Origin of the sequence: Methanospirillum sp. (assembly GCF_035406105.1) — an archaeon.
GTDB lineage: Archaea > Halobacteriota > Methanomicrobia > Methanomicrobiales > Methanospirillaceae > Methanospirillum.
In genome coordinates this window covers 1-7,111 of record NZ_DAONKG010000131.1, presented here as the reverse complement: position 1 = coordinate 7,111, position 7,111 = coordinate 1, and the positions used below count along the sequence as shown (strand labels likewise).

The 7,111-nt window shown below is 48.5% G+C and carries 7 protein-coding genes and 2 tRNA genes; 3 read left to right on the top strand and 6 right to left on the bottom strand.

Features of this window, described 5'->3' with window-relative positions:
• The 5 genes from PLA23_RS08685 to PLA23_RS08665 form a co-directional block, all read right to left on the bottom strand.
• The coding region (locus PLA23_RS08685; RefSeq protein ID WP_324474884.1) for a phosphopentomutase/phosphoglucosamine mutase at positions 1-1,233 on the bottom strand (1,233 nt) is incomplete at its 3' end.
• 11 nt (positions 1,234-1,244) lie between these two features.
• A complete protein-coding gene (locus PLA23_RS08680) occupies positions 1,245-1,868 on the bottom strand; it encodes a hypothetical protein (RefSeq protein ID WP_324474883.1) in 624 nt (207 codons plus the stop codon).
• A 5-nt stretch (positions 1,869-1,873) separates the two neighbouring features.
• A complete protein-coding gene (locus PLA23_RS08675; protein ID WP_324328794.1) occupies positions 1,874-2,527 on the bottom strand; it encodes a protein-L-isoaspartate(D-aspartate) O-methyltransferase in 654 nt (217 codons plus the stop codon).
• Entirely contained in the window at positions 2,528-3,622 is a 1,095-nt protein-coding gene (locus PLA23_RS08670) for a SufB/SufD family protein (RefSeq protein WP_502883614.1), read from the bottom strand. It abuts the gene before it with no gap.
• 58 nt (positions 3,623-3,680) lie between these two features.
• Entirely contained in the window at positions 3,681-4,487 is an 807-nt protein-coding gene (locus PLA23_RS08665; protein WP_324474881.1) for a TIGR01458 family HAD-type hydrolase, read from the bottom strand.
• Positions 4,488-4,579: 92 nt separating this feature from the next.
• On the opposite strand from PLA23_RS08665, the gene PLA23_RS08660 reads away from it, so the two are divergent.
• The 3 genes from PLA23_RS08660 (at position 4,580) to PLA23_RS08650 (ending at position 6,002) form a co-directional block, all read left to right on the top strand.
• A tRNA-Gly gene (locus tag PLA23_RS08660) sits at positions 4,580-4,650 on the top strand.
• 538 nt (positions 4,651-5,188) lie between these two features.
• On the top strand, positions 5,189-5,764 hold the full coding sequence (locus PLA23_RS08655; RefSeq protein WP_324331903.1) for a flavodoxin family protein: 576 nt from the start codon (positions 5,189-5,191) through the stop codon (positions 5,762-5,764).
• Between the two features lie 164 nt (positions 5,765-5,928).
• Positions 5,929-6,002 (top strand) — tRNA-Val (locus PLA23_RS08650).
• Between the two features lie 63 nt (positions 6,003-6,065).
• Here PLA23_RS08650 and PLA23_RS08645 read toward each other — a convergent pair.
• Positions 6,066-7,111, bottom strand: a 1,046-nt coding sequence (locus PLA23_RS08645) for a PEGA domain-containing protein (protein WP_324474880.1), incomplete at its 5' end; no start/stop codon positions are given.

The following is a 7,111-nucleotide window of genomic DNA, read 5'->3' as shown; positions in this document are numbered from 1 at the left end:
CCTGACCATATCCTCACCTTTCCTGAGAAGCTCTTTTGCGATATCCATGGTCTTTCCTTCTGCGGTAAACCGGATCTTTGGCTCAGTCCCGCTCGCCCGAATCAGGCACCACCCGTCCTCTTCCTCGATACGGATCCCGTCTGTTGGATTTACCGCACCCAGGGCATACAGTACATCATGGGCATTCTCAACCTCACATGATCTCCTGAGAATCGGGTATGAGGGTATTGCTGCAATCTCTGAAGGAAGATCCCATTCTCCAGCCATTTCACAGAGGAGAGCTGCAGCATAGGGCCCATCAGGACACCGGGAGATTCGGGGAAATATCCATGCGCCTGATGGCTCACCCCCAAAATCCCCCCATCGGACCAGTTGCTCAGACACAAATGCATCACCGACAGGTGTTCGTCTGACCTCTGCAACCTCCTCTATGGCCATGGATGCATCATAGGTGGTTACGACCTGTTTTGCCCCCAGATATTTTGCAAAAAGGATAAGCAGGGTATCGCCAGGGATGAAGGTTCCATTTTTATCAAACGCCATCATCCGATCAGCATCCCCATCATGAATCACTGCGCATATCGAACCTGTTTTTTTTATAAGAGAGGGGATATAGGGCAGATGCTCAGGCAGGGGTTCTGAAGGGCGTGAAAAAATACCGGCAGTATTTGCATTTAACGCAAAAGTCTGTGCACCCATCTGGCTGAGCATCCGGGGGGTGAGAACCGAACCTGCCCCGTTCCCGCAGTCTACCAGGATTTTGAGTCCCTCCTTTATCTCAATCATCCCGGATATTGCCCTGCTGTGTTCTTCTGCCGGATATGCGGGAATTATTATCCCCTGGTGCTTCCAGTCTTTCCAGCTGATTTTTTCAAGATTCTCCTCTACAGCTTTCTGCCTGGCTGCTGAAAATGACGACCCGTCCGGGTTGAAGAGTTTTAATCCATTATATGGTTCTGGATTATGGGATGCCGTAATCATGCAGGCTGCATCAGCATGTCTGCCACTGTATGCAACGGACGGGGTCGGAGCGATGCCCCCATCGTACACCCGTGCGCCTCCGGCCAGAGCACCGGCACAGAACGCAGCAGATATAAGCGATCCGGTGGTCCGGGTATCACGTCCGATTACTACCCGGCCGGCATCTATTCCAATCGCCTTTCCTACCTGGAGTGCAAGACCAATAAGGGCATCATCATATCTCCGGCGAATCCCGGAAGAGCCGAACAGCATACCAGATTGGTTCAATCTTCAGATGTTTGAAGGTTCCCTCTTCCGAACGGGCAGAAATGTTCACAATGAAGAAGATGTGCTGTCCCGGCCGTGGATGGCCCCAAGTACAGCAATTTCTCCTGCGGAAGATCTGACAGGATACGTGCATCATCCGCGGTCAGTCCGTCACCGGTAATGAAAATGAGATCGGCATCTTCAGGCTGGTTAACAAGAGCATGATCTGCCAATTTCCGTACATCAGGCATCGCCCCGCAGCAATAAATCCGGTTATTCAAAATCCTTTTTATGAGTTCTGTCCTGCATGGTGCGTGATCCTCCTGCCTGCATGCGTGGAGTTTTCTGACGGTGCATAAAAACCCGGTGACCGCATTCATAATGCCGGCTGCTGCTGCCCGTTGTGATGGTTTTTTCAGAGGAGCATTGGCCATAAAAGAAGCCTTGGTGGTTGCCTTTATGATCTCGTCGGCAACAAATACCGCAGATCGTCCACCAAAAATAATCTGAATCGGTACACCGCTCTCATAGGCGCACCGGGGGATATCATAGTCAGGTATCAGCAGGACCGGGCTTTCTGCAATCCCGCACTCTTCCATCATGGGCACTAAGGCCTGTACTGCACTGTTTATTGGATGCATTGATTCTACCACTCTTCATTCTTCCATCCATACATGCCAATGAGAGGCACAAATCGGACCGCTCCATGACGTTCTGTATGGTATTCATCTCCGGTACGGATCACCCTGATGAGTTCCTGGATATGCTGATCACCAACCGGAGCAACGAGTCTTCCGCCGTCTGCCAGTTCTTCAAGGAGTGGTGCTGGTACCCGGGGAGCTGCTGCGGTTATGAGGATCCCGTTATATGGAGCTTTATCCGGGTATCCTGCCGTTCCATCCATACAGAGCACCTGGATATTGTGGATGCCTGCGTTTTTCAGGTTCTCCTCTGCGAGGCGTGCAACTGCCTGAATTCTCTCAATTGAGATGACCTGTGCGCCACAGGCAGCAAGGACGGCCGCCTGATATCCTGAACCGGTTCCAATCTCAAGGATGAGGTCGCCCCTCTCCGGTGAGAGGAGTTCAGTCATAACCGCAACGATATAGGGCTGGGATATCGTCTGACCATTCCCAATGGGAAGGGGATAGTCCTGATATGCTTCACGGGCATATGATTCCGGGACAAACAGGTGACGAGGGACAGAACGCATGGCCTGAAGTACCCGCGGGTTTTTCACACCCCGTGCCTCGATCTGCCATCGCACCATCTCTTCCCGTTCTGCTGCTCTGGAATCCATTTAAAAACCTGATTTCTCCGCGGCATCGATGGCTGCATTAATCTGGTTCTGGAGCACCTCCGGCAACCCGTCCACTTTTACATCCAAAAATCCGCGAATGATGGTAGCAGTGGCGGTTTCTTCGTCAAGGCCCCGTGACATCAGGTACTCGATCTCGTCACGGGCTATCTTTCCGACTGCTGCTTCATGGGAGAGTTCGGTATCAACAACATCTCCTTTAATCTCCGGTATTGCATGGATGGTACCGTCTTTCAGGATAAGACCCTTGCATTCAATATGCCCTTTTGTGCCCCTGACTCTCCCGTCAATTCTGCCCCGTGAAAGGATGGTCCCCCCGGTAGTGATGGCACGAGTGATCAGTTCTGCGCTGGTCCCTTTTGCATCAAGTACTGCGGTTGATCCAAGATCCATATATGATCCGGGTGTGCAGACGACCACACTTGAGAATCTTCCGACTGCTCCTTCTCCCTTGAGGTGACAGATCGGGGCCATCTGGATCTTCCTGACCTGCTCCATGCAGACATAATTTGAGAGAAATACTCCGTTTTCTTCAACAATTGCTGCAGATCGTGGGAATACGGCAATATTTCTCCCCCAGTTATGTATCATGGTGGATGTGACTTTGGCACCCTTTCCAACATAGATTTCAGTTACCCCCAGATGTGCCCCGCTCGTCCGTCCGGTTGAGCTGGTACAACCGGAGATGATATGCAGTTCTGCCTCCTCCTCGGCGATGACGATATTATGCACGTGCTGGACGGCGGAATCTGAAAGCAGCAGGCAGGCCTGCAAAGGGTAGATACTCTTTGTCCCCTTTTTTGCAATGATCACAAATCCTTTCGGATCAGGCCGTGATGCAACATATCTGGTATATTTATCCTTATCTTTCGGAACCGCCCTCCAGACATAGTCAGAAACCCAGGGATATTTTTCCAGCGCCATGGCGAGTGTCAGGAACTCAATTCCTTCACAATCGGATGTGATATGGCAGACATCCTGATCCTTTTGAAAGAAACTGCCCGACCTGTTCTTCATGTCAACCTCAAGACCGGTCAGAGCAAGTCGTTTCTGATCTTCAGGTGAGAGATCCGTCATCTGAATATTCTGCATGGTTCTGCCCTTCCTTTCCTACGTTATATGTTGTTCCTCTTTATCACTCTGATTTCTGATGAGAAGTTCTGACGTTTTCCGATCTTTCTAAGAGAACGGGGAGGATTTCTATGGAATTTATAACGAAATCCGGGTTTACCGGGCAGGTATCGATATCTTCAGACCTGAATTTTCCGGTGAATGTAATTGCTCCCAGGAGTCCCGCGTCCTGTGCTCCCCTGACATCGGTCATAATGTCATCTCCTATCATAAGTATCTTCTTTTTTATGATATTCCAGTCTTTTATTGCATTCAGAAAGAATTCCCTGGATGGTTTTCCGAGGAGTATTGGAGTTGATCCGGAACTGTACTCCAGAGCAGTGACAAATGGGCCGGCACTGAGCGAAAGGCCATCAACGTCCTTCCAGTATCGATCCTTTTCAAGAGCAATGAGGCTCCCTCCCTGCATGAGGGAACGGAATGCTGCGTTCATTGATGCATACGTAAACTCGTCACCGGCATCACCAACAACAACCGTAGCAGCCTTCGGATCATGGATTATCCCGGCTTCTTGAAAGTCTTCCATCACATCTGTAGTTATCAGAAAATTGCAGGCCTTTATAGAATGATCCGTAAGATATTGGATCGCAGCGATGGCCGGCGTATAAATCTCATGAACAGAGACTTTCACCCCGATCCGCTCCAACTTTTTCAGTACATTCTTTCGTGATTTTCGTGTTCCGTTTGAGATATACCGGTAAGGGATGTTTTTTTCCTGAAGAAACCTGATTGCAGTATCGGCACCAGGTATTGGGTCATTACCGGTCATTAATGTACCATCTATGTCGAGCAGGACTCCCTCTATCTGCATAGATGATTATTTGATTTCGATGATCAGAAGGATTGCGTCAGTATGATTAAGGAAGTATTATATGTTACAATGCTCAACGCTATAGAGCATCTGCATCGATGGTCTAGAGGTATGACTTTGGCCTTCCAAGCCAATAGCTCGGGTTCGAATCCCGATCGGTGCATACGAACAGTGGTTTGAATCCACTTGACTTTTTTTCACCGAAATGATGTGTTTTCTGTACTGGTAATTGTGAATCAGAGAGTACTTTTGTTCAGATAATCCAGATACCATTTGAATATCACATCTTGAGAATTGATGGGAAGAGTATTTGATCCATCATCTGAAAAATGGGTGAAACAGACTGAATAGATCTCAATGCCGCGGAATGGACATAGGATTCTTCCTGGCCATGCAATATTTAAGAGTTAAATTGATAGAGCGCTGGTATATCCGGATTTTCGTGAGTATATATTGTATCACACTGCATGCGTTTTATTGCACGAGTCCACATATGGATAGTGCATCTGATTAGGAGCTATTATTCGTTTATCAGAAATGAGATAGAGGATATCCATGGTGAATTAACGTGAAAAGAGAATGGTGATAATTTACAAATGAAGACAAAGCAGAATGGAAATAAGGACAGGGTTGATCAGAGTCATTTCTGGAATGGATGCATGGCTTGTGTGACAGCCCCTGTTTTGAGTCGGAGGTAAAGAATGAAGGTTGTTGCATTTAATGGAAGTCCGAGAAAAGAAGGGAATACCCGCATTCTTTTGGAAACTGTCTGTGAAGAACTTGAAAAAGAGGGAATATCAACCGAAATTATCCAGATCGGGGGAAAACAGGTTCATGGCTGCACAGCCTGCATGAAATGTTTTGAAATGAAGGATAACCGGTGTGTCATAGACAATGACTTTGTCAATGAGTGTATTCAGAAAATGATTGAAGCGGACGGGATCATCATCGGAACGCCGACCTACTTTACCGATGTATCAGTCGAGGTGAAGGCGCTTATCGACCGTGCCGGATTTGTTGCCATAGCAAACGGTGGAAAATTTAACCGGAAAGTGGGAGCAGCCGTCGTAGCGGTCCGTCGGGCCGGTGCAACCCATGCATATGACACCATAAATCACCTGTTTGGAATAAGCGGTATGTTTACCGTAGGTTCGACCTATTGGAATCTGGGGCTGGGTCTTTCTCCTGGTGATGTCAGAAATGATGTGGAAGGCCTTGAGACCATGAGAAACCTTGCACGGAATATGGCCTGGTTTTTAAAGAAAACCTCATCATAATTTTTTCCGCAATCACAGTGTGATTTTTTTGGTCATCAATTGGTAATAAAATATGGTTTTTGGAAAATTCTGGATGTGATTTATATGTCTTTACAACATACCTATAAGAGCATCATTGTATCTGACACTCCAGAATAGATTCAGACTGGTGTTCGTCATCATAGGGGCTCGTGGTCTAGCTGGTTATGACGTCGCCTTCACACGGCGGAGATCCTGAGTTCGAATCTCAGCGGGCCCATGTTTTTTGATAACCTGGTTTTACAATGCTTTGGGCCTCCTTGCCGGAGGAACAGAAAAAAAATTAATTGGTTGTATTCCCTGCTGATGCAACAATCACCGGGGGAGTACCACTACTACCCCCTGTGGTCATCTGGGCAAGGACATAGGATGTTCTTCCTTCCATAACGTTGATTACCTGCTCCCACGGCTGATACCCTGGCAGTTCGATTCTGATGGTATGCTGACCGGGAGTGACCTGTGAAAGCGTGACCGGGGTTTTTCCCTGGACCACGCCGTCAAGATATGCAACTCCGTTTCCAGGCATTGATGAAATCATGACATATCCGTAAATGGGTGTCCACCATGAGGGATAGAGAGCAGCAGTCACGTAATTCACACTCCCGCCGCCCTTCACATCAATAGCCTGGTTCCAGTCAAGATACCCCTGAGAGGTTACCCGTACCTGATGTACACCCGGCGTAACATCTGCAAGCCAGAGCGGACCTGTACCTGCCAGTACTCCATCCACATATACGGATGATCCTGCCGGGTAGGTGTAGACACTCAGGATACCATTCTGGCTTGGTTGTAGTCTCATATCCGCGACAACATCTGTTGCCCTGCCTGATGTTACCGGTACATTCACATAGTAATCGGTAAATCCAGGTTTGGTAATCTTCAGCTGATAGGTTCCTGCCTGGAGGTTTTCTATTCTGAATGTCTGCAGGAACTTTGTCTCTCCTTTGAGAGCGTTATCAAGGTATACAGTTGACCGGTCAGGTGCATAGATGATCCTGATGGATCCGGATCCAACCGGTCCTGATGAGACCGTGATATAATCAGATTTGACTGCAGTATTGGATGACGCCTGATTACTTGCCGTCAGACTGACAGTATACTTTCCGGCCTGCTGGTATACATGGACCGGGTTTGCAACCAGTGCTGTTCCGCCGTCTCCAAAGTCCCATGCCCACATGGTCGGCCCACCCTGGGATCGGTCACTGAACTGGACTGCCAGTGGTGCATTTCCGCTGGTCGGTGTCCCCACAAAGTCTGCAACAATACCACCTGACGGTGATACGGTGATATATCCTTCCCTGACCTTCGTGCTGGTTCCCCCGGTCTGTG

Bases quoted from the DNA above. Each gene is read 5' to 3' on its own strand.
- PLA23_RS08680 (WP_324474883.1), bottom strand. From the start codon at position 1,868: ATGCATCCAATAAACAGTGCAGTACAGGCCTTAGTGCCCATGATGGAA.
- PLA23_RS08675 (WP_324328794.1), bottom strand. From the start codon at position 2,527: ATGGATTCCAGAGCAGCAGAACGGGAAGAGATGGTGCGATGGCAGATC.
- PLA23_RS08670 (WP_502883614.1), bottom strand. From the start codon at position 3,622: ATGACGGATCTCTCACCTGAAGATCAGAAACGACTTGCTCTGACCGGT.
- PLA23_RS08665 (WP_324474881.1), bottom strand. From the start codon at position 4,487: ATGCAGATAGAGGGAGTCCTGCTCGACATAGATGGTACATTAATGACC.
- PLA23_RS08655 (WP_324331903.1), top strand. From the start codon at position 5,189: ATGAAGGTTGTTGCATTTAATGGAAGTCCGAGAAAAGAAGGGAATACC.